This is a genomic window from Paenibacillus taihuensis (assembly GCF_003386535.1).
GTDB lineage: Bacteria > Bacillota > Bacilli > Paenibacillales > Paenibacillaceae > Paenibacillus_Z > Paenibacillus_Z taihuensis.
Map to the genome: position 1 here is coordinate 20981 of NZ_QTTN01000044.1, position 23390 is coordinate 44370.

The 23390-nt window shown below is 53.7% G+C and carries 23 protein-coding genes; 7 read left to right on the forward strand and 16 right to left on the reverse strand.

The genetic code is table 11. The features are described 5' to 3' along the window. Nucleotides 1–126 precede the first annotated feature (126 nt). From A8990_RS26150 to A8990_RS26195, 10 genes are all read right to left on the reverse strand, one after another. The gene (locus A8990_RS26150) at nt 127–1662 is read right to left on the reverse strand and encodes a DUF6382 domain-containing protein (RefSeq protein WP_181909788.1); all 1536 of its coding nucleotides are present in this window, start codon (nt 1660–1662) and stop codon (nt 127–129) included. 20 nt (nt 1663–1682) lie between these two features. Next, nucleotides 1683–2168: an A24 family peptidase gene (locus A8990_RS26155; RefSeq protein WP_116191982.1), complete on the reverse strand. Its 486-nt coding sequence runs from the start codon at nt 2166–2168 to the stop codon at nt 1683–1685. Between the two features lie 31 nt (nt 2169–2199). Then, complete coding sequence (locus A8990_RS26160) at nt 2200–3168, reverse strand: TadE family protein (protein ID WP_147306872.1); 969 nt, start codon at nt 3166–3168, stop codon at nt 2200–2202. Next, the gene (locus tag A8990_RS26165; protein WP_116191984.1) at nt 3131–5314 is read right to left on the reverse strand and encodes a hypothetical protein; all 2184 of its coding nucleotides are present in this window, start codon (nt 5312–5314) and stop codon (nt 3131–3133) included. Before A8990_RS26165 ends, A8990_RS26160 begins: the two co-directional genes overlap by 38 nt. A gap of 37 nt (nt 5315–5351) precedes the next feature. Continuing rightward, nucleotides 5352–5963, reverse strand: a complete 612-nt coding sequence (locus tag A8990_RS26170) for a hypothetical protein (protein ID WP_147306873.1) — start codon at nt 5961–5963, stop codon at nt 5352–5354. A gap of 61 nt (nt 5964–6024) precedes the next feature. Then, nucleotides 6025–6210, reverse strand: coding sequence for a Flp1 family type IVb pilin (locus tag A8990_RS26175; protein ID WP_116191986.1), 186 nt, complete (start codon nt 6208–6210; stop codon nt 6025–6027). A 31-nt stretch (nt 6211–6241) separates the two neighbouring features. Then, on the reverse strand, nt 6242–6943 hold the full coding sequence (locus tag A8990_RS26180) for a type II secretion system F family protein (RefSeq protein WP_181909789.1): 702 nt from the start codon (nt 6941–6943) through the stop codon (nt 6242–6244). A 209-nt stretch (nt 6944–7152) separates the two neighbouring features. Then, nucleotides 7153–8001 carry a type II secretion system F family protein gene (locus A8990_RS26185; RefSeq protein WP_245996231.1) on the reverse strand — a complete coding sequence of 283 codons (849 nt, stop codon included), beginning with the start codon at nt 7999–8001 and terminating at the stop codon, nt 7153–7155. Then, nucleotides 7998–9239, reverse strand: coding sequence for a TadA family conjugal transfer-associated ATPase (locus tag A8990_RS26190; protein WP_116192011.1), 1242 nt, complete (start codon nt 9237–9239; stop codon nt 7998–8000). Before A8990_RS26190 ends, A8990_RS26185 begins: the two co-directional genes overlap by 4 nt. Next, the gene (locus A8990_RS26195) at nt 9184–10311 is read right to left on the reverse strand and encodes a P-loop NTPase family protein (protein ID WP_116191988.1); all 1128 of its coding nucleotides are present in this window, start codon (nt 10309–10311) and stop codon (nt 9184–9186) included. The genes A8990_RS26190 and A8990_RS26195 overlap by 56 nt, the downstream gene beginning before the upstream one ends. 297 nt (nt 10312–10608) lie before the next feature. On the opposite strand from A8990_RS26195, the gene A8990_RS26200 reads away from it, so the two are divergent. Continuing rightward, complete coding sequence (locus A8990_RS26200) at nt 10609–11247, forward strand: nitroreductase family protein (protein ID WP_116191989.1); 639 nt, start codon at nt 10609–10611, stop codon at nt 11245–11247. A 91-nt stretch (nt 11248–11338) separates the two neighbouring features. Here A8990_RS26200 and ndk read toward each other — a convergent pair whose 3' ends face one another. Further along, on the reverse strand, nt 11339–11827 hold the full coding sequence (ndk, locus tag A8990_RS26205) for a nucleoside-diphosphate kinase (protein WP_116192012.1): 489 nt from the start codon (nt 11825–11827) through the stop codon (nt 11339–11341). 165 nt (nt 11828–11992) lie between these two features. After that, the gene (locus tag A8990_RS26210) at nt 11993–13804 is read right to left on the reverse strand and encodes a M3 family oligoendopeptidase (RefSeq protein ID WP_116191990.1); all 1812 of its coding nucleotides are present in this window, start codon (nt 13802–13804) and stop codon (nt 11993–11995) included. Nucleotides 13805–13972: 168 nt separating this feature from the next. Between A8990_RS26210 and A8990_RS26215 the strand changes: the two genes are divergently transcribed. After that, nucleotides 13973–14146 carry a YycC family protein gene (locus A8990_RS26215; RefSeq protein ID WP_116191991.1) on the forward strand — a complete coding sequence of 58 codons (174 nt, stop codon included), beginning with the start codon at nt 13973–13975 and terminating at the stop codon, nt 14144–14146. Beyond that, on the forward strand, nt 14143–14379 hold the full coding sequence (locus A8990_RS26220) for a hypothetical protein (protein WP_116191992.1): 237 nt from the start codon (nt 14143–14145) through the stop codon (nt 14377–14379). Before A8990_RS26215 ends, A8990_RS26220 begins: the two co-directional genes overlap by 4 nt. A gap of 59 nt (nt 14380–14438) precedes the next feature. On the opposite strand, the gene A8990_RS26225 is transcribed toward A8990_RS26220, so the two are convergent. Then, nucleotides 14439–15143, reverse strand: coding sequence for a DUF2225 domain-containing protein (locus A8990_RS26225; RefSeq protein ID WP_116191993.1), 705 nt, complete (start codon nt 15141–15143; stop codon nt 14439–14441). Between the two features lie 50 nt (nt 15144–15193). Further along, nucleotides 15194–15571 (reverse strand): globin domain-containing protein, encoded by a 378-nt coding sequence (locus A8990_RS26230; RefSeq protein WP_116191994.1) that lies wholly within the window; start codon nt 15569–15571, stop codon nt 15194–15196. A 478-nt stretch (nt 15572–16049) separates the two neighbouring features. Here A8990_RS26230 and ylbJ point away from each other — a divergent pair, with 478 nt between their 5' ends. The 3 genes from ylbJ (at nt 16050) to A8990_RS26245 (ending at nt 19782) form a co-directional block, all read left to right on the forward strand. After that, nucleotides 16050–17123, forward strand: a complete 1074-nt coding sequence (gene ylbJ / locus A8990_RS26235; protein WP_116192013.1) for a sporulation integral membrane protein YlbJ — start codon at nt 16050–16052, stop codon at nt 17121–17123. Nucleotides 17124–17244: 121 nt separating this feature from the next. After that, nucleotides 17245–18042 (forward strand): NAD kinase, encoded by a 798-nt coding sequence (locus tag A8990_RS26240; protein ID WP_116191995.1) that lies wholly within the window; start codon nt 17245–17247, stop codon nt 18040–18042. Further along, a complete protein-coding gene (locus A8990_RS26245; protein WP_116191996.1) occupies nt 18043–19782 on the forward strand; it encodes an ABC transporter ATP-binding protein in 1740 nt (579 codons plus the stop codon). A 409-nt stretch (nt 19783–20191) separates the two neighbouring features. Here the strand turns inward: A8990_RS26245 and A8990_RS26250 are convergent, their stop codons facing one another. Continuing rightward, nucleotides 20192–21154 carry a YutD family protein gene (locus tag A8990_RS26250; protein WP_116191997.1) on the reverse strand — a complete coding sequence of 321 codons (963 nt, stop codon included), beginning with the start codon at nt 21152–21154 and terminating at the stop codon, nt 20192–20194. Nucleotides 21155–21173: 19 nt separating this feature from the next. Further along, nucleotides 21174–22073 carry a lipoyl synthase gene (gene lipA, locus A8990_RS26255; protein WP_116191998.1) on the reverse strand — a complete coding sequence of 300 codons (900 nt, stop codon included), beginning with the start codon at nt 22071–22073 and terminating at the stop codon, nt 21174–21176. 192 nt (nt 22074–22265) lie between these two features. Between lipA and A8990_RS26260 the strand changes: the two genes are divergently transcribed. Then, nucleotides 22266–23339, forward strand: a complete 1074-nt coding sequence (locus tag A8990_RS26260) for a M23 family metallopeptidase (RefSeq protein WP_116191999.1) — start codon at nt 22266–22268, stop codon at nt 23337–23339. Nucleotides 23340–23390: the final 51 nt, after the last annotated feature.

A 23390-nucleotide genomic window follows, 5' to 3' on the forward strand; every position in this document is an offset into this window, starting at 1 on the left:
TCATTACTACTAATTATACCCGCAGCCGCAATTATCGTCCATGTAACTATTGGCAGTAATTGTATCTCCCATCATTTGTTAAAATCCGACAAACTTAGCATCAGCCTAACGCCGGGTTCGCTTTAATTAAGTGCTATGGGTGCGAAATATATATTTCGGGCCTTTCTCGCCTGCAAGCTGAATCAAATCTTTGTCGGTGAGCGCATACGGCTTGTACGGGATCATGGTATTCCCGTTTAACATACTGCCATTGCGGGACCCCATATCTTTCGCTGACCAGTTCCCCTTGCTATTGATGAACTCAAGATGCGCTCTCGATATGCCGTAAGAGGAATCTGCATACTGTGCACCTTCTGCCGATCGTCCAATAACAAAATGCTGCTGCTCCAGCTTGATCTGCTCGGTCCTTTCTCCAGTCTGGCGTTCAAGCCAAGACGAACATCCGTCAGTTGCTTCAGCCCCTCCTTTTGCAGATTGGCTGCTGCCTAGCAGCACTGTAGCATCATTCGGCGTCGCTCTGTCCCATAACTGGGATTCGTCCGTCTTGGATACTGCCGTCTCAATATTAGCCAGGTGCAGCTGCGTTGACGATTTGTAAGTAAGCTTGCTCAGCAGTCGGGAGTCAGGCGTGAAATCGTCCTCCTCTTGCCATTCACTTTGCTTCTGATGGCTGGTCCAGCCTGCTTCCTCGTTACTTGCATGGCTGTTCCTCTTCTGACGGAAGACAAGCAGTGCAGCGATAGACATCAGCGACAACCCGCTGCTCATGAGTAGGCTTGTACGAGATGGCGCCGCCATGTAGAGATAGCGCCAAATCAAGCCATTCACGAGCATGAATAGCGCCCCAATGATCCATTTCGTTCGCGAGACAGTCGCTTCCGCTTGCTGCGATTCTGGCAGTTGATCAGCCATAATCGCATCGCGTTCTGGCTCCTCAGACAGATTGAAACGCGCTGGCCTTGCCGGCGTTTCATCTCGGAAGTTCAGCGGTTCACGCTCTGCTGAATCCTCAACAGCCTTAGACTGCTGCGTACGAACCGCATCAAAATCAATCACTGGCGATGGACCTGTACGTTCAGCGCGATAACCGTCTCCAAGCAGCGACAACAGTGTCTGCCTAAGACTTGTCCACGAAACATACTCGTCGCGCAGATGCTGAAACACACGCTGAAGGCCCGCACCGTTCGGCTGATCAATCGCTCCGACGAAGCGCACCGCCATCGCTAGAACTGCCTCTCCGGCAGACGCGACCATTCGCTCTCCTCGCAGTGGCACGTACACTAACGAAATATGTTCCCAGCTATCGCCGGCGAAGATATACTGCTCATGCAGCAGGAAATTTTCCGCTCGCAGCATGTAATGCCGGCAGTCGTCAAGTGTCTCCACAATAGCAAGCAGCAGCGTGTAGAACTCCATCATCGATAATTGCTGCGTCTGAAGCCGGTGCATCAATATTCTTTTGCCTGTAAACAGGTACCTGAACGTAATTTGGCCGTCCATCTCTAACCACTCTACAGGGAGCAGCATCGGAATGCGCTGGCGCTGCAGCATTTGAATCTCGAGCGGATCGAGCCGCTCTCTTGTTATGCCAGACTCCAGATCAACAATCATTTCATTGCCGCGTTTTATGGCAAAATCGACTTTTAGCTCATCCATCAACATCGCCTTTCCTCCTCTCTTTGCTATGCAGGTACGAAGTACCATGCAGTGACAACACCCGGAACGACCGCAATCATGAACGGAAACTTCGTTCCCTCTACCTTACTCGAGACAAACACGGATACAATGCCGAGCATCAACTTTCTGCCCAGCGTTCGATTGTAAGCAAGCAGGAGCGCGCCAAGTAATCCGCCGTACAGGATCGAATACATCAAGACATGAAGCACATTCACCGCGCCAACAATTGTCCCTAATGCTGCAAAAAACTTCACGTCACCTGCACCGATACCCTTCAGCGAATAGATAACAATCAGCGGAACCAAACCCGCTAGTCCTCCAAGCAACGCGTAAACAACGCCATCGAGCCCCCCGGTATACAAGTGAACCACCATCCCCGCTGCAAAGAAGGAAACGGTCAATACGTTTGGAATTCGCATCGACCTTATATCACTTACAAAAGCCGCTCCCACAAACAGGGCAACCATCACGCAAATCATTGCGCCTCCCATATTCAGCCACCTCAATTTCTCTGAACGTTACTTATGAGTCCGCAGGTTTCTTCTCTACGACAAAATGTCTCGCTGCTCTTGCCCCATCGCTCGACGTAACAACGATCTCCCATATTCCCGGAGTCGTATTGCCAGACACGAGCCAAGTCCACTCCGCCATACCGTCTTTCCCTGCAAACACATCACCAAGATGCTTCGCAACGCTTCTGCCGCTCTTATAAAGCACTTCAATGGACAAGCTTCTGCCCGGCGTTGTCTTCACAATTACCTTTGCTTTATTGCCGGGCCTTGCTGGACTCGGCTCCACAAGCACGATTTGGATCGGATCAATAGCTTCTGCGTGACCGGAATCTCCTGGCGGTGCAGGAATCGGATCGCTGACCCAGACTCGTTCTTCCGCCCGCTCCTTCAGGACAAGGTCTCTCTTCGTAAAAGGAAATCCCAGCTTGAAGCTGTAGGAAGCTTCGATTAACAGAAAAGCATCTTGCTTTTCTTTCAAATCCGGCAGCGACAGCTTACTAAGATGCAGCTGCTCAGGTTCAAGGACCGATACATCCGCAGCCCGCCTAAGCAGCGGTTCAACAATCGAACGGCCGATCTCTGTCGCCGCCATATCCTCTACCGGTTTCCAATCTCCACGAAGCGCAGCAGCAAGAAGCGGACCCGATGGCGACGGAAGCCAGCTCTCCAGCTTATCCGCTACGAAACTTACGCCAGGAAGCTCCTTCTGTTCACTGGAACGCGATTCGGCCTCTTCAGCCGTTGCAAAACTTTCGATCGCGAGCTCCACAGGATGGATATTCGTCGAAGCTTCTCTCACCGTTTGCGAGACGGCCCCATGCAGCGCCATCTGCACCATGCTGAGCCGTATGATGCAGATCAGAAAGATAAACACCATGAGCACGATCGGCATAATGAGTGAAGCCTCCAGCGTGATACTCCCGTTCTCGCCGCGCCGCTTCTTATCCATAAGACCAGCCGATTGTACGGGTCGTTTCATAGCGGTTCCCTTTCACCTTGCCGTTCAAAATCCCTGTTAAAGCGAAGCTTCTCATCAGCCCCGGCAAAAACCAGAGGTTCACCGACGCGGTTAGCTCCCCGGTTAATCCAGTGGAAACCTGCGACAGAACAGTGTCCGTGTTCTGCTCAATAACGGCGATTATTCTGGCTATTCGTCCATCGCTGTTCCCATGCAAGATGAGAAATAACCGCAAATAATCCAAGTAACTTAGCTCCGCCGGTGCGTATTTGGACAATGCGATGGTCCCCTTCTGGCTGATTGTCGCCATGTCTGCCATCGCTTTCTCTATGCCATATACAACCGCAGCGGAGAGCACGAGCAGCGGATGTCCGAGGGCACGGCATTCAATGAAGCCCTCCATGGTTCGCACAGCAAGCCGGAGTGCGAACAGTTCGCCGTAAGCAGCAGCTATATTGGAAACAGGATCATGAATGCCATACAGGATATACTCCACTTCCTGATTCTCCAGAGAGAGGGCATCAGACAATGCAGCTTGCTGCCCGCCACCTCCAGCAAATTGTTTAAACTGCTTCGGGTCAAAAGCTTGAAACCGATGCGCTATGTACTCATTGATATAAAGTGGATCGCGTATGTCCTCCAGCAAATCCGCCATGCCGCCAAAAATCGTACCCACTGCGCTCATCGAATTCAGTACTGTCTCACCGGACTGCCCTCGCAGTGGATCACCGGTTTCATCTTCAGGCTGAGCAGCCTGATTGAATTGCAAATTAGCCTCCAAGTGCTGCTTCACTTGTCGGAACGCTTTGCGGTTCTCTTCCTGATTCGGGGCTGACTTCATCTGCTCAATAAGCCGCTTGACCTCGCCAAGCTTGGAGCTCGCGGCCGCTTCATTCGCCTTCCGCTCCCGATCATTCGCTTGCCGCTTAACTCGCTCCTCCTCTCTCGACTGGATAACGGTACCCGAGGGTCCATAGCTATCCTCATAGACTTGATAAGCGTTCTGCAAGCTCTGGAGTGTAAGCTTCAGAGACGTAGACGAACTTCCCTGCCCGCCTAGTGCAGAGCGAACTGAAGCTCTAAAAGCAATCGCCCGATCATTGACCTGCTGAATCGCTCTTGTTTGCTCCGAAAGCGCACTTGCATAATTGTCGAACCAGCTATCATCAAGTACCAGCTCCGAGACCGCTCCTCTCGTTTGCCCGATTTCATTCAAATCGATTGAGGCTGACTCGCTACCCGCAATCTCCATCTGGCTTATGCGGTCATAATTGCCGCTTCCTTCCGTCGTCACATACCTTTCAGCCGCCGCTTGAATGGAAGCATTCAATTGCTTCGCCTCTCGCAGTGCTGCCTGTGCTCGCTGCTCATGCTCGCGGTGACTGCTAAGCGCCTGACTTGCGCTGTCAGCAATGGAATCAGCACCATTCACAGCTCGCTCGCTATATGCTCTGATCTTATCCCGATGCGCCGGTTCTTCACCTTCTTCCAATACCGCATCCTCCGACTGCCATCGCAGATAATCCCCATAGCCGTCCACGATGGAAGAGGCAGTCGCTCCGAGTAATGAAGGAATCCGCTCCGAAACAGCGGCAGCAGCTTTCTTCTGCAATGCCAGCACTTCGTCTAACCGTCGCTCCCGCTCTTCATAGAGCTTCTGAACCTCCCCCAGAAGCTTTACTGATGTCGAAACTTCCTTCATAGCTCCTGCAATTGGCGCAAATTTCGAAGCAATCTCAAGCGTAAAATCAATCGGCGCCTTATATTTCGTCTCTTCCAACACCTGCCGCTTGAATACCGCATGATTGCCAAGCACCTCGTAGCTGTCAACATGAGAAGCTTCCGACTTCATATCCAACAGCCGGAAGCTGTCAGCCTCCTCCGCTGTCCAATTATGCTGAACCGCATGAGCGAACAGCTCTCCCCGATCAGACCCGCCCGTGCCGAATAAACCATACCGCTCATAAAGTCTATCGTCGTAAGCCGACAAGGACGAACGAATGCCAGACTGCCCAGCAAGCTCAGCCTGCCTCTCAAATGCTGCAATTCTCGCAAAATCAATGAGCAGAGAAGTGAGCAGCAGCATCGCTGCAGTCGAGACAATCATATAGATGCTAACTGCACCGTCTGCCCGCCTCCAGAATCGTAAAATCAAATCACTGCTCAATGCTGCCACCTCCTTTTCTTCATGACTCTTCGACCACTCATCTACTGCGTTCAGACAATATCTGTTTCGCCTGCTCTTTCTCTTTTCCATTAAATCGCCCCGCATAATACCGGACCAGATCGACATTTCTTATGAGCTCCACAGGGTCCACGACAACTACACTGCTCACCGTTCGTGGCTCCGAGCATCCCATTAATAGATCCAGCAGCGGAATGCTCATCGGATGCCGAAGCTTCACTTCAATTTCTTTCTCCAGCATCCCGGATACGGAGATTTCGCCTGCAAGCGGTTCCGGCACATAGCCTGCACCGTGGATCAGCTTACGTTCCGGGAGCGAGTGTGCAGCATCTCCTTCACTATTCGAAGACGGCTGTACAGAAGAGCCGATATTAACCGAAATCCGCTCCTCCGAGCTTTCCCCGCCAAATAGCGATTGCAATGCACCGTTATCAGACATCCGCCAATACAGCCCGTCATATTGCCCAGTCGCTCCCATTCCGCTTAACGCATCCCGATAGCTGTTATCCCATCGAAAAGCCGTCCGTTCGGCAGCAATTGAAGCATCCTTATAGAGCATGACGTGCTGGTAGGTACACATGCTGAGCATCAGCAGGGAAAGGAGCGCAAGAAAGATCAAAGGAAGAACCATGCTCGCCTCCAGCGTAAAGCTGCCCTCCTCCCGCTCCAGCAATCTCCGCCAAGCTCGCAAACTAGTTGAAAATCTCGTTCGCTTTGTCATCCGCATCGCCCATCAATTTCTGCAGCAGCGCAATAATCCAGTCCTTAAACAGCAGCGCCAGGATGATAATGACCGCGATAATAAGCACAATCTCGAGCGTGCCAATCCCTTCATCTTCCTCCCAAAAACGCTCCATCGCTTGTCCCATCTTGTTCATGATATTGTCGACTCCTTCTCGCTAGTAATTGTTATCGTATTAGTAGAATCGCGGGCGAGGCGACAAGCGCCATCAGAATAAAGAAAATGCCCACAAGTGGAAACACCAGCTTCGATGACGCTTCTTCTCCGCGAGCGCGCGCCACCGCTTTGCGCTTCTCCCAGATGGCGTACGACAGCTCTTTCAAAGAGAGCACCAGCTTGTCCCCGCCGCGTCTGTAATTAAGAAGCAGTGTCGTTGTGAACAGCGACACCTCCTGTACCGCGCATCTCCTGCTGAACAGCTCCATCGCTGCTGCGAACGACTCTCCATTGCGTACTGCTTCATTCACCTTGCGCAGCTCAATCAGCATCGGGTTATTCGCTTTCTCATCCGCTCGTTCCGCGCAGCGCAGCAGCGCCCGCTGGATGTTCTCTCCCGCTCCAAGCAGCAGCATGAGCTTATTCGTCACCTCTGGCAGCAGCAGCAAAATATCCTGCTTGCGCTTCTCGACCTTTCCTGCGGCATCCTTCCATTTTGCCGCGGGAATGACGATCCCGAGCAGCAGCCCAATGTACAGCAGCACGGGCTCTCCGCTAAGAGCGCTCAACCATGCCGCGCCGCAAACAGCACCATAACCTGCCGCTGCCACGCCTGCGATGCAGCCGTTAGTCAAATCGACTGACCAGCTGCCGCCATGAAGAATGAGCAGCTTGCTGTGAAGACTTGCCGTGAAAGGCTGCATTCGGTCCATAATCCCGGCTCTCCGAAGCAAGAACAGGAAAGGCAATCTGACCAAGCGATCAATCGGCTCGTATCGACGTCCATCCCCACCACCACCTTCCCCAAGACCTCGACGTTCGCAGTAGACTACAGCTCCTAGCCATATCACAAACAGACTAGTGCCAATACAGATAGATAAAACCATCGCAGCCTCCCAGCACCGGCACGTAAAAAATCAAGCTACATGCGAATATTCATGATCTTGTTCATCAATACGTAGCACAAACCGAGCAGCAGCATCGATACCGTAAGCAGCACATAACCTATCCCTCCATAGAGCGGAGCCATATAGTCAGGCGCCGCGAAGCTCATGAAAGCAAGGAAAACGAACGGCACAGCCATCATAATGCGCGCTTCCAACCGTTTCTGAGCGATCATCACAGCGATTTCCTGCTGCACGTCGAGCTTCTCTCCGATGGTCTGCGAGGTTCGGCGTATCACTTCGACCAAATCTCCTCCAGATCGCTTACAGGTCGTAAAGACATCAGCAAACTCCGAAATGTCATCGATTCGAGCTCGCCTGCTGAAATCAAGCAATGCCTGCTCAAGCGACTCGCCATAAGCCATTCGCGCCTCAATTATTTCGAACTCGACAAGAATGTCGGTCTGAGGGTTAGGATATAAGAGCCTGAGGTCCGTAAGCGCCGTAACAAAAGCATTCTCGACGGACCTGCCTGCCGCAAGTGAAGAAGCAATCGAGTAGAGCGCTTCTTTAAATTGCAGCGACAATCGCAGCCTTCGCCGTTCAAGCAGCGACCGACGATGGTACCGCGGTGCGGCAATGCCCGCGACAGCGAGCAGAGCCGCAGCAACTAAAGAGCGATAAAAGAGGTATGAAGCACCAAACATAATCAAGTATCCCGCACATGCCGCGATGCGAAATTCCTGCCTCGTCAGATGAGACTGATCATAGCGGGACAGCTCCCCACGTCTTTCAATCACGGAATCAATCGGCCATCCTAGCCAATGCAGCAGTTGTCCCCACCTGATTTGCCACGTGTTTTGCCGCCCATATATCGCTTTCTTCAAGCTCCTTCACACTCCGCTACAGCACTCAGTCCCGCCATCCGAAGCTTCCAAGTCCGCTGCAGCCGATGAGCGGTTCGCCGCAAGCTGCCAACAACACGCCCTTTCCGTTCATCTTCCTCGACGAACTGGTAGATCGGCTGAATCTCCACCTCACCGCCAGAAACGCTGGTAACCTCGCAAATTTCGGTCACCCGCCGTGAGCGGTCACGCAGCCGCGAGAGATGAATAATGATATCGATCGCAGATCCGATCTGCTGCCTAATAACAGCGATTGGCAAGTCAGCTCCGCTCAGTGCCATCGTCTCAAGCCTCGCTACCATATCCCTCGCACTGTTCGCATGCCCCGTGGACAACGAACCCTCATGTCCGGTGTTCATCGCTTGCAGCATATCGATGCATTCCCCTCCCCGAACCTCGCCAACGATAACCCGGTTCGGCCGCATCCTGAGCGAAGCGCGAATGAGGTCCCTCATTGAAATCGCCCCTTTCCCTTCCGTGTTCGCGTTGCGGGTCTCCAGAGAAACAAGATTCGGCACCGACCGGATTTGCAGCTCCGCCGCATCCTCAATCGTAACGATCCGCTCATCTGCAGGAATGAACTGCGACAATGCATTGAGAAACGTCGTCTTCCCAGAGCCAGTCCCACCGCTAATAAAGATGTTATATTTCGCCTTCACCAGTGCCGCAAGTAACGCCGCTGCTTCCGCAGACAAAGCTTCCCTGGCAATCAAATCACCCATCAACAAGGGCTTCTCCGGAAACTTACGAATCGTCATTGTCGGCCCCTTCAGCGCAATAGGCGGCAGTACGATATGCACACGCGAACCATCCTTCAACCGCGCATCGACGATTGGCGAGGATTCGTTCACGACACGATTCACAGCCGCAACGACCGTCTGAATGAGATCCTCCAGCCGCTCTTTGCTCTCGAATGCAGATGGCAGCCGGCTGAGCTGGCCATCCCGCTCCACGAACAATTCCTCGTGACCGTTGATCATAATTTCCGTGACCGACGGGTCATCCATCAGCGGCTGAAGCAAATCCAACCCGCGAAACGCATGAAACAAACGACGAACGAGCAGCGCTTTCTCAGCAGCTGTCATCGGATGATCCCGGCACCACTGGAACACTGTCCGCTCGATGCGACTTCTGAACACCTCATCGGTGATCGTGCTGCCAAGCTCAAGCTGGCCGCGGATTTGCTCCTTGAGCAGCAGTACGGTTGCTTCGTCCACGATGCTCGCCTCCAATTCCCAGCCTGCCCATCAGCGCTTCGACCGCTCCTCGATACGCCGATGTCCCAGCTCCTCCATCTGCCAGTTCCGACACATAAGGGAGCTCACCTCCATTCCCTACTTCGACCATATGAAGCTTCGATCTCAGCTGGCGAAATGCATCGCCGTACTTCTGCTCGCCATATGCCTTGGCCAGCTCCAGCTTCCGCATGCCGACCGGATGCCGCGAAACGAGCCACAGAACATGCTGGCTAGCTCCGAAGACGCCGATGTGCATCGGATCCATCCGGCTGTCCAAATCGGCGACAATCACATCGTATTCACCAGTCGCCTTGATCACCTCTACCAGCTTCGACACATGCTCAGCTGTAAGCGACAACCGCTCCTCTGCGTTCCCGCATGGGGCGATGTAATCAACACCAAACGCTACATGCCTCTTCCGGAGTGCGGTCAGCTGCAAGGCAGCCCGCTCTGGCTCGGTTTGCACCGTATACAGCAGCTGTGCCAAATCCTCGCCGCCTTCCGCCCCCTCTCCCAAGACAGAAGAGTTCCACTGCTCGAGGTTCAAATAAAAGACACGAGCTCCCGATATCGCAGCCAGCTGGCAAAGCTGGTGCGCAAGTGTTGTCTTCCCAATGCCGCCGGAAGCCGAATAGACCGCAGCAACCGTAACTTCCCCTTCGTCACCTCCACTGTTCCGGGATTGAACAGCAATGCCTCCATACGCTGCGAATGCAGCCGTCAATGCTTGCAGCAGCTGCGGCAGCGGCTGCACCATCAGCACCTCATGCGCAGCTCTCGCCCGCCGACCACCGTCAGCGCTGCCTTGGGCACCATCCCCGAGCACAACAATCGGCAGTCCCTCCGCAAGTTCGCCAAGCTCACCTAGCAGCTCCACATCCACCGCGAGCAAATCAATCGTGTAGCCGCCGCGGATAAACCTGATCAATGCGGCCGGATTCGTAAATACAGTCAGCTGCCAGCTCTCTCCGAAAGTCGAATGCCGGATATAGTCCGCCAGCCGCTCGGTATAATCCGCATTTTGGACAGCAAGAATGAGATTTTTCTTATTCATGTGGTCAATTTCCACGCTCCTTCGGGCATACGGCAAGGATGAATTGGACGCAAAAAAAGCACCATAACAACGCAGATCATCTGCGCAGTTACGGTGCTTCCGTAAGCAGTCCTTTGTAATTGACCATAATTTACCACACTGTCCCGCAGCTCGTCAACATCATTTCCGACCAAAATTTTCACAAACAAATTAGTTGCTTATCTTTTGTAAGTGAACTATACTTAGGTAAGTAAACAACAGATAAGTAAGTTACTTATATTTACAATAATTCCAAACCCAAGGAGAGGGAGATAAACAATGACACAATCAAACACAAACACAGCGGTTTCCGCTGAAACCGTAATGCGCGAGCGCCACTCGGTTCGCCAATACAAGAGAGACGTAGTCATTCCGCAAGAAACATTGAACGAAATTTTGGAGCTTTCAGCTGCAGCACCATCGTCCTGGAACCTGCAACAATGGCGTTTCCTCGTTGTTCAAGAGCAAGCACAGAAGGACATGATCCTTCCGATTGCTTACGGACAACAGCAAGTATCTGACGCTTCCGTAGTCGTAGTCGTTCTTGGCGACCTGCAAGCTAACATCACTGGCCGCGAAATTTTCGACGGCGCACTGGCTGGCGGCCACATTTCGCAAGAAATCCGCGACAATATGGTCAACCAAATTGAGGGTGCATACCAGTTCGAGCAAGTGGCACGTGACGAAGCGAACAAGAACGCGGGCCTTGCTGCAATGCAATTGATGCTTGCCGCTAAAGCGAAAGGCTATGATACTGTACCAATGGGCGGCTTTGACAAAGCGAAGCTGGTTGAAGCTCTGAACATTCCTGAGCGCTTCATCCCGGTTATGATGATTCCAATCGGCGAAGCAGCAGCACCGGCGCGTCCGGCTGGTCGTCTTCCGCTCGACAAGCTCGTTATCAACGAAACGTTCTAATCTCATTTTCCAATAACGAAAGCCCTCCGTTTCTCAGCAGAGAATCGCGAGGGCTTTCATCTTTTCCGGGCATACTATTATCAAAATCAAATCAATGTATCGTCCGTTCCCCATGACCTAGATCAGTCCCGGCAATCAGATGCGTCGGAACTGTCGACGCTGCGGCAGCTGCACCGGCACCGCTGCCAAAGAACAGCCCGATCTCCCGCTCTGCACTCGACGGGGAATCCGAGCCATGCACAATATTGCCGGCAATATCCATGGCGAAATCTCCGCGAATCGTCCCGGGCGTCGCTTCGACCGGATTCGTCTTGCCTATGATGGACCGTGCATTCTCCACTGCGTGCTCCCCTTGCCAGATCATCGCGCAAACAGGGCCAGATGTTAAATAACTAACAAGCTCCCCGAAGAACGGCTTCTCCTTCAGCTCTCCATAGTGACGCTCCGCGAGGGCCCGGTCAATCGACCGCAGAGAAATCGCCGCAAGAGTGAACCCTTTTTGCTCAAATCGTGTAATGATGGGTCCAATTAATCCGCGCTTCACACCGTCCGGCTTTACCATTACAAAAGTCTGTTCCACTTGCATGCCTGCATTCCCCTTTCCATGTAAAAACCTGCTGACAGAAAAACGGCGCACCTCCCTGCGAAATAGTCAACAGGGCCGCACCGCTCCTTCTATATGCCAGTATTCCACATTTCAGAGGATTCTATTCCGGGTTCACAATTCCCGATTCATAAATCGCGTTTAACGAGTTAGCTCGAGGAATGTATCGACGTCCTCCAGAGCAAGCGCCACCGCTTCACGCCAGAAGCCAAGCTCATCCAGCCGTACGCCAAGATGCTTCTGCGCAAGTTCTTCTACGTTCATCACGCCTGTGTCGCGAAGCAATGCCACGTAACGGTCTGCGAACGATCGGCCTTCTTTCTTCGCCACCGCGTAGATCCCGCAGCTGAACAGATACCCGAACGTATACGGGAAGTTGTAGAACGGCACATCCGTTAAGTAAAAATGCAGCTTCGACGCCCAGAAATGCGGATGCTTCTTGCCAAGCACGCCGCTGAACGCCTCCTCCTGCGCTTCCTCCATCAGCTTGCTTAGCTCATCATGCGTCAACATCCCTTGCTTGCGGCGCTCGTAGAAGCGCGTCTCGAATAGGAACCTGGCATGGATATCCATGAAGAACGAGACTGCGCTATGGATTTTATCATCAAGCAAAGCGAGCTTCTCGCTCCGATCCGTTGCAGCCTTAAGCGCGGAATCAGAGACAATCATCTCCGCGAACGTCGATGCCGTCTCTGCCACATTCATCGCATATTCCTGCGCAAGCGGCTGCAGGTCGTTCATCACATGCTGATGATAAGCATGGCCCAGCTCATGTGCCAATGTCGAGACATTAGAAGCCGTACCCGAATACGTCATGAAAATCCGCGTCTGGCCGCTCTTCGGAAAAGCGGTACAGAAACCGCCAGGCCTTTTGCCAGGACGATCTTCCGCCTCGATCCACCCTTCGCGGAAAGCCAACTCAGAGAAATCCGCCAGATCCGGACTGAACGCGCGGAATTGTTCCAAAATGATTTGCGCAGCGTCATCATAAGGCACTACTTTATGGGAAGAACCGAGCGGCGCGCCAACATCATGCCAGTCGAGCTGTTTCAAACCTAGCAGCTCCGCCTTGCGCTCCAAATATTGAACCAGCTTCGGCTTGCCTTCCGTCACCGCCGTCCACATCGCATCCAGCGTCGCTTCGCTCATTCGGTTAATCGCGAGCGGTTCCTTCAGCGCCGAGCCCCAGCCCCGCTTCTCGTACAGCTTCAGACGGAAGCCCGAGATGCGGTTAATCGTATCTGCACACAGATCGCCTTGCTCGTTCCACTCGCGCTCCCATTCCTCGAACGCCGCTTCGCGCACCGCACGCTTGCTGTTCGTTAGGCGGTTGCTCATCTGTCCCGCAGACAGCTGCTTGGTCGCTTCGCCGCCGTTGCCGTCGTCCTCGGTCACCTCAAACCGGATCCGCGAGACGATGGTGTTGTAGAAGTCGCCCCAGCCGTGATAGCCGTCGACTGCCAGCTCAGCAGCGAGCGCTTCCTGGCTCGGCGGCAGCTTTTCCTTCGCCAATTCACGACGCTCGTTCAGCACGAATGCGACCGGAGCCACGGACTCGGAAGTTTGAAGCCAGCTCGTCCAGTTTGTATCATCAACGTTCAATAGCTGCTCGTCAAAAGCGGTCAGCGCGGCATTAAATTTCGCCGTCAGCGTCTTCACGCGATCATTGAGCGCATTTGCTGCTGCATCCTTCATTTGCTGCGCCTGCAGGCAGCCTACGAATGAATCCGACTGGCGAATCCGCAGCAGAATCGACTGCACCGCCGCCGTCCATTTGTTCAGCTGCTCTTCAGCAGGTGCGCTTGCTCCATCAGCCTTTGCTTCCGCCAGCTGCTGCGACAATGCTTCAATATCAGCCTCCAGGCCGTTCAACTCTTGGGAGAAAGCCTGAGATTGCGAGCCCCCTGGATATAATGCTTCCAAATCCCAAGCTTGCGGATATGCTGTTTTCATCCTTGTCCCCCTCGTAATTCGCGATTTGCGAAATTGGCATTGTCAGTGTATAACTGAAAGTATAACACGCAAGGATTGTCCTCTATCCATACATTACCCATACTATGAAGAATGAAGCCCTGCTTATGCAAGCAGCGCCGACTTCACCGATAAGGAGTGAAGCTTACTATGACCGGACCACTACAGCTGTCCCCGGAAACGGCGATTAAACTTTCGAAGGAGCTTGGCGTCCCGCTGGAGCATCTGATGCATATGCCGAAACATATTTTGCTGCAAAAGATCGCTGAGCTTGCGACCAAGAGCGCGGCAGAGGATGAGTCCAAAGGAGATACCGACAAGTGATCCCGTTCGAGCGCGCATGGCCTTATGATATCATTATGAAAGACGTCTACGTCTCCTCCTGTCCGTTCTGCCGCAAAGACAATGTGCTGCTTCCGCTGCGTCCGAAGGAGCTTGACCATATTCGTTCCGGCAAGAAGAAGCTGCTGGTCTTCCCTTGCTGCCACAGCCGTGTAACGGTTGTCGATGCGGACCAGGACTACCTGCTCACGGACACAACGCTGCGCAACAAGTAAAAACAACAAGAAAAAGTAAAGCCGCTCGGACAATCCGTCCTGAGCGGCTTTTTCTTCATCTATGCGTTCATTGCAGCAGGTTCTTCGTCTGCATCGAAATTTTCCATATTATGATTTTCCCGCAGCATCTGCCATTGATCACGGCTTGCCCGAATCATCGAAGCATCCGTAATCCGCTTGTCGTTCACGACTCTGGAGAACCATTGAACTGCTTTGCGAGGTTCGCCGACTCGGCGGTACAGCTCGCCGATGAGATACATCAGCTTCGCATTATTGAGCGATCCGCTCTCTGTTTCGAAGACGGTTATGTAAGCTTCAAGCGCAAATCGCAGGAAGCGCTGCTCCTGCTCCTGCATCCCCTCATAGCGGTACAGCCAAGCGATATGATGGAGAACGCCGGCAACGACCCGTTCCTTCTCCTTAATGATTCCGCCGCAGAGAAGCGCCAGCTTGTAGCATTCCAGCGCCTGCTCCTTCGTACGGGTGCCGCCATAATCGCGGTGGATCCAGCGGTGCCCGAATGTATCGTAATAATCTTTCTTCTGCGCATCCGTCATGCGCTCTGCTCCGTTCTCGGTGGAAGCAAAGCCGCAGCGCGGACAGACACGAACGACATAGAAGTCCGGATTGAAGTCGGTTTTGTAATGCGAGCAGAAATCCGTATCGCGATTCGACGGTTTCTTGAAGCTTGGGCGCACGCGTGAAGTCTTATATGGCGTATCACAGCAGATACAGGTAATTGAAGTTAAATAAAGCGGCTCCATTTACTCACGTCTCCCTCAAATTTTGGACTAAATCACAATACGGTCTTCCCTTACGGCTGATTCACAAAGTGGTGCGCAGGACCCGACAAACGGTCGAGGACCAGCTCCTGCAACGGCTGAGGCAAATCTGTCTCACTAAGTGCTTCGCGCATACAGCTAAGCCATGCTTCCGCCCGTTCCGGCGTAATTGGAAAAGGCAAATGTCTCCCGCGCATCATCGGATGCCCGTACTCATCGGAGTACAGGGAAGGCCCTCCGAAAAACTGCGTCAAAAACTTAATCTGTTTCTCCATGACCGGGAAGATATCTTCCGGGAAAAGCGGTGCCAGCAGCGGATGCCGCTGCACTTTAGGATAAAAGGCCTGAACGATCCCTTCGATGCCCTTTGCCCCGCCAACAGCCTCATATATAGTACTATAGTTATTCATCGTCACATTTCTCTCCGTTTTTTAGGTCTTTTGTAGTGGTACCTCAAAAATATTTTAACACTTTTCAGGACTGGCTAAAACAACAAAAAAATGCCCTCTTGATCAAGAGGGCATTGTGGTGTAAGTAGTGTGGTACGAATAGATGGCGGCAGGTTGCTTAGCTTTCGTAATCCTCTTCTCCAGGAGCCACCAGTGACTCGCGGATGACATAGACGAATGCACAGACGAGAATGCCCGCAATAATACTCATTAGTCATCACTCCAAGTTCTATTGTCGTGAGTCAATATTATCATACCGTCGGACAAAATAACATCAAATTTGCAAGCGTTTTCGAAATGTAATATTGCTGTAATATAAGGGAAATATATGACGCTTTCCGTGCCTTTCGAAGCCAACGAGTGATGATTGTCCCACCTCCCACATATAGCAATAGTAGGGCTGTTTGTCCGGCTCACAGGGAGGGACATCCGTTTGCAAATCGTTCGATATTTATTACGGCCTGCCGTCATTCCAGCGTGGTCCGCTGTCATCCTGACGCTGCTCATGATCAGCTTTCCTAGTGAGGCGCTGCGCGCTTCCATCCGAGGGCTGTCTATTTGGTGGGAAGTGCTGTTTCCTGCCCTTTTCCCGTTCTTCGTCATATCGGAGCTGCTTCTAGGCGTAGGCATTGTCCACTTCTTCGGCAAAATCCTTGATCCCCTCATGCGTCCGCTCTTCCGCATTCCCGGTATCGGCGGCTTCGTCGTCACGATGGGTTATGCGTCGGGATACCCAGTCGGGGCAAGACTTACGGCGCAGTTGTGGGAGCAGAAGCTCATCAACCGCTCGGAAGGCGAGCGCCTCGTCGCTTTCACGACGACGTCGGATCCCATCTTCCTGATCGGCGCCGTTTCGGTCGGCTTCTTCCATAATGTAGCGCTCGCTCCAGTGCTCGCTGCAGCGCATTACGGCGGCGGCCTCATCATCGGCCTGCTCATGCGCTTTCACGACCGGAAAGCACCGGCAACGCCTCAAGCTTCGCCGGAGAAGAGCAGCGGCAGGCGCAAGAGCCGCCTCGCCGAAGCGATCAAGGCGATGCATACCGCCCGGATGGTGGACGGGCGTTCCTTCGGCACGCTGCTGCAGGACGCCGTACAAGCGGCGCTGCGGCTAATGATCGTCGTCGGCGGCCTCGTCGTCGTCTTCTCCGTCATTATGGAGCTGCTCCGGCAAGCCGGCGGGATTGAGCTGCTCGCTTCCGGCGTACGCGGGCTGCTCGGCCTCATCCATGTGCCGCCTGCACTGTCCGATGCTGTCGTCAACGGCATCTTCGAAGTAACGCTAGGCGCACGCTCTGCGGGCACGGCAACGAGCAGCGGATTGGTGCATCAAGCGGCAATTGCCGCCTTCGTCCTCTCATGGGCAGGCCTCTCCGTTCATGCCCAGGTCGCCAGCTTGCTAAGCCGCACCGACCTGCGCTATAAACCTTTTTTCATCGCCAGATTCCTCCACGGCTGCATTGCGACCGGGCTCATCTATGTGCTTTGGGACTGGCTCGGACCTGTTCGCTAACGTTGTATTCAGCATCATTTTCCGCTATCATCAAGTGTAAACGGCTGTCGTCGCGTTTTTTCGCGGCAATCGCTGAACGAACTCGGAGAAATTACTACCCGCGCGGAAGGAGCTTGTTTGTTTGAACTATGTCGTTATTGACAGAGGCGATAAGTTGTCGAAGGAGCTTGTCGACCGTTTCCATGAGCTTGCAGCTGCACGAGGACTTGCGCGCAACGATGAAATGCCGGACACCATTATCTCTATCGGAGGCGATGGAACGCTTCTGAAAGCTTTTCACACGTACGCAGACCGGATTCATGATGTAGCTTTTATTGGTATCCATACGGGGCACCTCGGCTTCTTCGCCGATTGGAAGGCCGATGAAATCGAAGAGCTCGTCCGCATGATGGCGGAATGCGAGCCGCGCATTGTCCGTTATCCGCTGGCACAGATTGCGCTCGAGACAGATGAGGGAATTACGACCTATACAGCACTGAATGAATTTACGCTCAAAGGCGTCAACAACATGCTTGTTGCCCAAATTGACGTCAATGATGAGCTGTTCGAAATGTTCCGAGGCGATGGCATCGTCGTATCCACGCCGTCAGGAAGTACCGCTTATAACAAAAGCTTAGGCGGCGCCGTCATCCACCCGTCGATAGAATCGCTTCAAATCGCCGAAATCGCGTCGATCAACAATCGCGTCTACCGGACGCTTGGTTCGTCGCTCGTGCTGCCGCAGCATCATCACTGCGATATTATCCCGCGCAAAGATCAGCGTCTGCAGCTAACGATCGATCAGCTGACGATGACTCGAAACGATATCCGCTCGATCCGCTGCAGCGTCGATACGCGCAAGGTGAGCTTTGCCCGTTACCGCCCATTCACCTTCTGGAACCGGGTGCGCGAAGCGTTTCTTGGCTACGACGTGAAATAGATGAATCATTATCGGGCTTATTTGCGGATCGTCGCGCCTTACAAGTGGCTCATTCTGGTGACGATCGTTATCGGCATTGTCAAGTTTGCGATTCCACTGACGCTGCCGCTCTTTATTAAACATGTCGTCGACGACATCCTGTTGTCGAACTTGTCCGTGGACGATAAAACATCGAAGCTGATGAAGGCGATCGGGCTTGCCTTCTTTCTCTTCGTCGTCGTCCGATATCCAGTCGAATATTACCGTCAATATTTCGCGCAGCTAACGACGAGCCGCGTGCTTTTTGACTTGCGGAACAAGCTGTACGGGCATCTTCAGCGCCTGTCGATCCGCTTCTATCAGAACCGCAAATCCGGCGAGATTATCTCGCGGATGATGAATGACACCGAGCAGACCAAGTCGCTCGTCGAGACGGGACTCATGAACATCTGGCTCGATATGTTTACGCTCGTGCTAGCGCTTATCATCATGTTTAACATGAACGTGATGCTGACCTTCGTGTCGATTGCGATTTTGCCGTTTTACGGCTATGCGGTGAAGAAGCTGTACAAGCGGCTTCGCGGTTACTCCCGTTCGCGCTCGCAAGCGATGGCGGAGATGCAAGGTTATCTGAACGAGCATGTGAACGGCATCCCGGTTGTCAAAAGCTTTACGCTTGAGCGTTACGAGCAGCAGCAGTTCGGCAAAAGAAATCAGACATTCCTGGAGCGCGCCTTTGCGCTGACACGCTGGAATGCGCTCACACAGTCGATCATTAATACGCTGACGGAGATTGCTCCATTGCTCGTGCTTGCCTGCGGCGGTTATCTGGTCGTGCAGAAGTCGCTCACGCTTGGCGAGTTCGTTGCTTTCTACGGCTACTTGGATCGGCTGTACGCTCCGCTTCGGCGGCTCGTCAATTCTTCAACGGAACTGACGCAAGCTTCAGCTTCATTGGAACGTGTCATGGAGCTGCTCGGGGAGCAGCCGGAAATTACGGACCCGCAGGATGCATCCTTACTTCGGACAGTGAAAGGCGACATCGAGTTCCGTGACGTATCGTTCCGCTACGGACGTGACGGCGAGTGGGTGCTGCGGGGCATCAACTTGGCGATTCCGCAAGGCCACACGGTCGCGCTTGTCGGCATGAGCGGCGGCGGCAAGTCATCGCTGGTCAGCTTGCTCGCCCGCTTCTACGACACGCAGGAAGGCGACATCACGATCGATGGGCGGTCCATCCGCTCCGTGACGCAGGAAAGCCTGCGCTCGCATATCGGGATGGTGCTGCAGGACAATATTCTATTCAGCGGCTCGGTTCGCGAAAATATCATGCTTGGCAATCCCGAAAGCTCCGAGGAGCAAATCGTCGCGGCGGCCAAGAAGGCGAATGCGCACGACTTCATCATGTCGCTGCCGAATGGCTACGACACCGAGATCGGCGAGCGCGGCGTGAAGCTGTCCGGCGGCCAGAAGCAGCGGATCGCGATCTCGCGCGTGTTCCTCAAGGACCCGGCGATTCTCGTGCTCGATGAAGCGACGTCGGCACTCGATCTCGAATCGGAGCATGCGATTCAGGAGTCGCTTGCTGAACTGGCACAGAACCGGACGACGCTAATTGTCGCGCACCGCCTCTCCACCATCACTCATGCCGACCTCATCGTCGTCGTCGAGCATGGCGAAATCGTGGAGCAGGGCAAGCATGATGAGCTGATGGCGAAGAACGGATCGTACGCACGGCTTTATAATGTACAGTACTTGTAAGGGCTGAGAGCGGGTTTGCGCTCTCAGCTTTTTTTGTCCGTGGTCGGTGGGACTGAGAGCGGGTTTTCCCGCTCTCAGTTTGCTTTTTGCGAAGTTGAGATCGCTGAGAGAGGGTTTTCCCTCTCTCGGCGGGCGAGAAGCGCTGGTTTGGTGGGGTTGGAGATGCTGAGAGCGGTTTTTTCCGCTCTCAGCTTGCTTTTTGCGCGGTTGAGGTCGCCGAGAGAGGTTTTTTTCCTCTCTCAGCAGGCGACGAGCGCTGGGTTTGGTGGATTGGCGGGGTTGGCGGGGGTCGTGGAGGTGGCGGAGAAAAACTTAGCCAGACAGACACCTCGCACTCTCGAGAGTCGGATTTTCCGACTCTCAGCACCAAAAAACGCCGACCCATCACACGATGAGTCGGCGTTTCTTATTAAGATTGCTTCGGACTGTGGTCCCTCTGCTCTCTTTGCTCTCTCTGCTCTTTATGCTCCTTGCCGCCGCGGTCGCGGTCACCGCGTTCGCGCGGCTGGTGGTTCGACTGCTCCGAAGCAGCGGCCACCGGCGCTTTGTTGTTATTGAAGTGCTGGCGCTTGTTGCGGCGCTCCGAACGCTCGGAGCGACTGCCCCCGCGCTCGCCACGATCATTGCGATCCTGCCGCTCACCGCGCTCCTGATTGCCGCCACGTTCGCCGCGCTCCTGGCCGCCGCGCTCCTGACCGCCGCGCTCCTGGCCGCCGCGTTCATTACGCTCGCCGCGGTCGCCACGCTCCTGACGCTCACCGCCGCCGCGTTCCTGACGCTCGTTCCGGGCCGGACGACCGCCATTATCGCCGCGATCCTTGTTGAACGGCTTGCGGCCCTCGCGGCCGCCTTCCTTCTCAGGATCCTTCGCCGAGTCCTTGCGGTTGTTGTTGCGCTGCTGCTCACGGCGCAGGTCACGCTCAGCGCGCGGCATGAACTTCACCTGCTGATACTCGTGCGCAGGCGCCTCGCTCGATTGCGCGGCTGCTGCGACAGCGCGGGAAGCGGTCACATATGCGTCAAGCGCACCATCTGCCATCGCGAGATCTTCGCCATCAATCTCGTCATGCAGCTCGCCGTCTTCGCCGGACCGGGAGCCGCCAGGCTGCTTCTCCAAAACGAAGTAAGCGCACCCGAAATTGCAGTACTCATTAATATAATCGACCATGGAGGAGATCGCGGATTCGCGAGTCACCTTCGGATGATTGTCACGGAAGAACCCTTTGAGCCGCAGCTGATTATATCCCCAATCACCGATTACGTAATCGTACCGTTCCAGTACTTCACTGAATCGTTCGCGAAATGCTTCGAAATTCCAGCCGTTTCTGTTTTCATGAATTAATTCGTAGGTTCTACCGCCGATATGGATCAAGTCTGCTTCTCACTCCTTCTCACAGGGTTGCCGATAATTTGTCCGTTGCCGATGCGGATTGAACCTGCTCATGCGCGTGATACGAGCTGCGTACGAGCGGTGCCGATTCCACGTGGCTGAAGCCGCGTTTCAAACCTTCTTCCTTCAGCTTCTTGAACTCATCCGGATGCACATAACGTGCAATCGGCAGATGGTTCTTCGATGGCTGCAAATACTGGCCGAGCGTCAAGATGTTGCAGTCCACAGCGCGCAAATCGTCCATCGCCTGCAAAATCTCATCCCATTCCTCGCCGACGCCAAGCATAATGCTCGACTTCGTCGGGATGTTCGGCTTCATTTCCTTCGCACGCTTCAGCAGTTCGAGCGAACGAGCATACTTCGCTTTAGCCCGAACGCGGTCCGACAAACGGGCAACGGTTTCAATATTGTGGTTCAAAATATCCGGATTCGCATCCATGACCGCTTGAAGCGCATCCCAATTGCCCATAAAGTCCGGGATCAGCACTTCCACTCTGCAGAGCGGGAGACGTTTGCGGATCGCTTTGATCGTCTCCACAAAAATCATCGCGCCGCCGTCCTTCAAATCATCGCGGGCAACCGACGTTACTACGCAGTGACGCAGTCCCATCTGTTCTGCAGCTTCAGCTACACGCTCCGGCTCTTGCAGATCAAGCTCTGTAGGCAAGCCCGTCTTGACTGCACAGAACCGGCATGCACGCGTACAAATGTCGCCGAGAATCATGAAGGTTGCCGTGCGGTTCGCCCAGCATTCATAAATATTCGGACAACGCGCTTCCTCGCACACCGTGTGCAGCGTCTTCGTGCGCATCATCTCTTTAATTTCGGCATAATTGCCGTCAGTCGTCAATCGTATGCGAAGCCAGTCCGGCTTTGGTACTCGTTCTTTCTCGTTCTTCATAAAGGGAGTTAACCTGCTTTCTGTAATCTCTGCGTCTTATTATAGCACGTTTCGGATAAAAACCAATGATTTGCAAATCATAACAGAAGAGCATCACTCGTACCAATTGCAACCATTTTAATCATTCAACCGGCGGCGATACCCTAAGCTAACGTGCCGGTTGGCACTTGGAGGCCGATACTTCTGAGATCCATGTGTTTACGCTTAATAACGGTCGTTCTAGTTATTAACCTGCAGTTCTTCGGCCAAGTCCAGGAACATACTGTTGGCGCCGCAGCTCGTGCTCCAAAAGCAAGGGAAGCCCCGAGCGCGCAGAGCGCGAGCGCCCAAAAAACAGAAACCAAAGATGACTCATTCATGAAACGGCGCATTCTCTACGATGAGATTAGCATCGTCACCCGGATTCCTTGGTACCGGCTGGCTGCGATCGACCAGTATGAACGGACGATCACGAAGGCCCGCCCCAAGACACGCGAGCAGCTGGGAAAATACATCAGCGTATTCGTATCCGAATCCGATTGGGCCGGGGAACTAAACCCTGACATGAACGATGATCAACCCGTATCGATTCGCTGGTTCAGCGGGCTCGGCGAGGATGGAGACGGAGATGGGCTCGCGGTACGCACGAATGACACTGACTTACTGTATTCCGTCGCCAATCATTTGATGCGATTTGGCACGGAGGAGGACGATTTTTCAATCGGGCTATGGCAGTACTATCACAATACGAGAGCGGTCCAGCGCATTCGCCAGTTTTCGCGCCTCTACGAGACGTTCGGAACGCTCAATCTGTTCGAGCACGCGTTCCCGCTCCCGATCGGCGATAACTATTCCTACAAAGGAACATGGGGAACGAAACGCGGCTGGGGCGGCCGCCGCATTCACGAGGGAACCGATATTTTTGCAGGTCATGGCGTTCCTGTTCGCAGCACCTGCTACGGCATTATTGAGATCAAAGGGTGGAATCCTTACGGAGGCTGGCGTCTTGGCATCCGCGATCTCAATAATTATTATCATTATTATGCGCATCTGTCCGGCTATGACAAGACTATCGCCGTGGGTACTGCAGTTAAACCCGGTCAAGTCGTCGGTTGGGTCGGCAGCTCCGGCTACGGTCGTCCGGGAACATCGGGCAAATTCCCGCCGCATCTGCATTACGGCATCTACCGAGACCGCGGTTTAGTGGAGTGGGCGTTCGATCCTTACCCGTCGCTGAGACAATGGGAATCCGATGAACGACGGAAACTGCGCAAACGTAAATGGTAAATAAGAAGAGCGCTCGTCAAAGCAGCGATAAGCTGTATGATGAGCGCTCTT

Coding starts and splice junctions, on each gene's coding strand:
- A8990_RS26260 (WP_116191999.1), top strand. CDS start 22,266: ATGTGTTTACGCTTAATAACGGTCGTTCTAGTTATTAACCTGCAGTTC.
- A8990_RS26210 (WP_116191990.1), bottom strand. CDS start 13,804: ATGAAAACAGCATATCCGCAAGCTTGGGATTTGGAAGCATTATATCCA.
- A8990_RS26200 (WP_116191989.1), top strand. CDS start 10,609: ATGACACAATCAAACACAAACACAGCGGTTTCCGCTGAAACCGTAATG.
- A8990_RS26175 (WP_116191986.1), bottom strand. CDS start 6,210: ATGAACAAGATGGGACAAGCGATGGAGCGTTTTTGGGAGGAAGATGAA.
- A8990_RS26170 (WP_147306873.1), bottom strand. CDS start 5,963: ATGGTTCTTCCTTTGATCTTTCTTGCGCTCCTTTCCCTGCTGATGCTC.
- A8990_RS26160 (WP_147306872.1), bottom strand. CDS start 3,168: ATGAAACGACCCGTACAATCGGCTGGTCTTATGGATAAGAAGCGGCGC.
- A8990_RS26150 (WP_181909788.1), bottom strand. CDS start 1,662: ATGTTGATGGATGAGCTAAAAGTCGATTTTGCCATAAAACGCGGCAAT.
- lipA (WP_116191998.1), bottom strand. CDS start 22,073: ATGAAGAACGAGAAAGAACGAGTACCAAAGCCGGACTGGCTTCGCATA.
- A8990_RS26155 (WP_116191982.1), bottom strand. CDS start 2,168: ATGGGAGGCGCAATGATTTGCGTGATGGTTGCCCTGTTTGTGGGAGCG.
- A8990_RS26225 (WP_116191993.1), bottom strand. CDS start 15,143: ATGGAGCCGCTTTATTTAACTTCAATTACCTGTATCTGCTGTGATACG.
- A8990_RS26215 (WP_116191991.1), top strand. CDS start 13,973: ATGACCGGACCACTACAGCTGTCCCCGGAAACGGCGATTAAACTTTCG.
- A8990_RS26195 (WP_116191988.1), bottom strand. CDS start 10,311: ATGAATAAGAAAAATCTCATTCTTGCTGTCCAAAATGCGGATTATACC.
- A8990_RS26245 (WP_116191996.1), top strand. CDS start 18,043: ATGAATCATTATCGGGCTTATTTGCGGATCGTCGCGCCTTACAAGTGG.
- A8990_RS26180 (WP_181909789.1), bottom strand. CDS start 6,943: ATGGACCGAATGCAGCCTTTCACGGCAAGTCTTCACAGCAAGCTGCTC.
- A8990_RS26230 (WP_116191994.1), bottom strand. CDS start 15,571: ATGAATAACTATAGTACTATATATGAGGCTGTTGGCGGGGCAAAGGGC.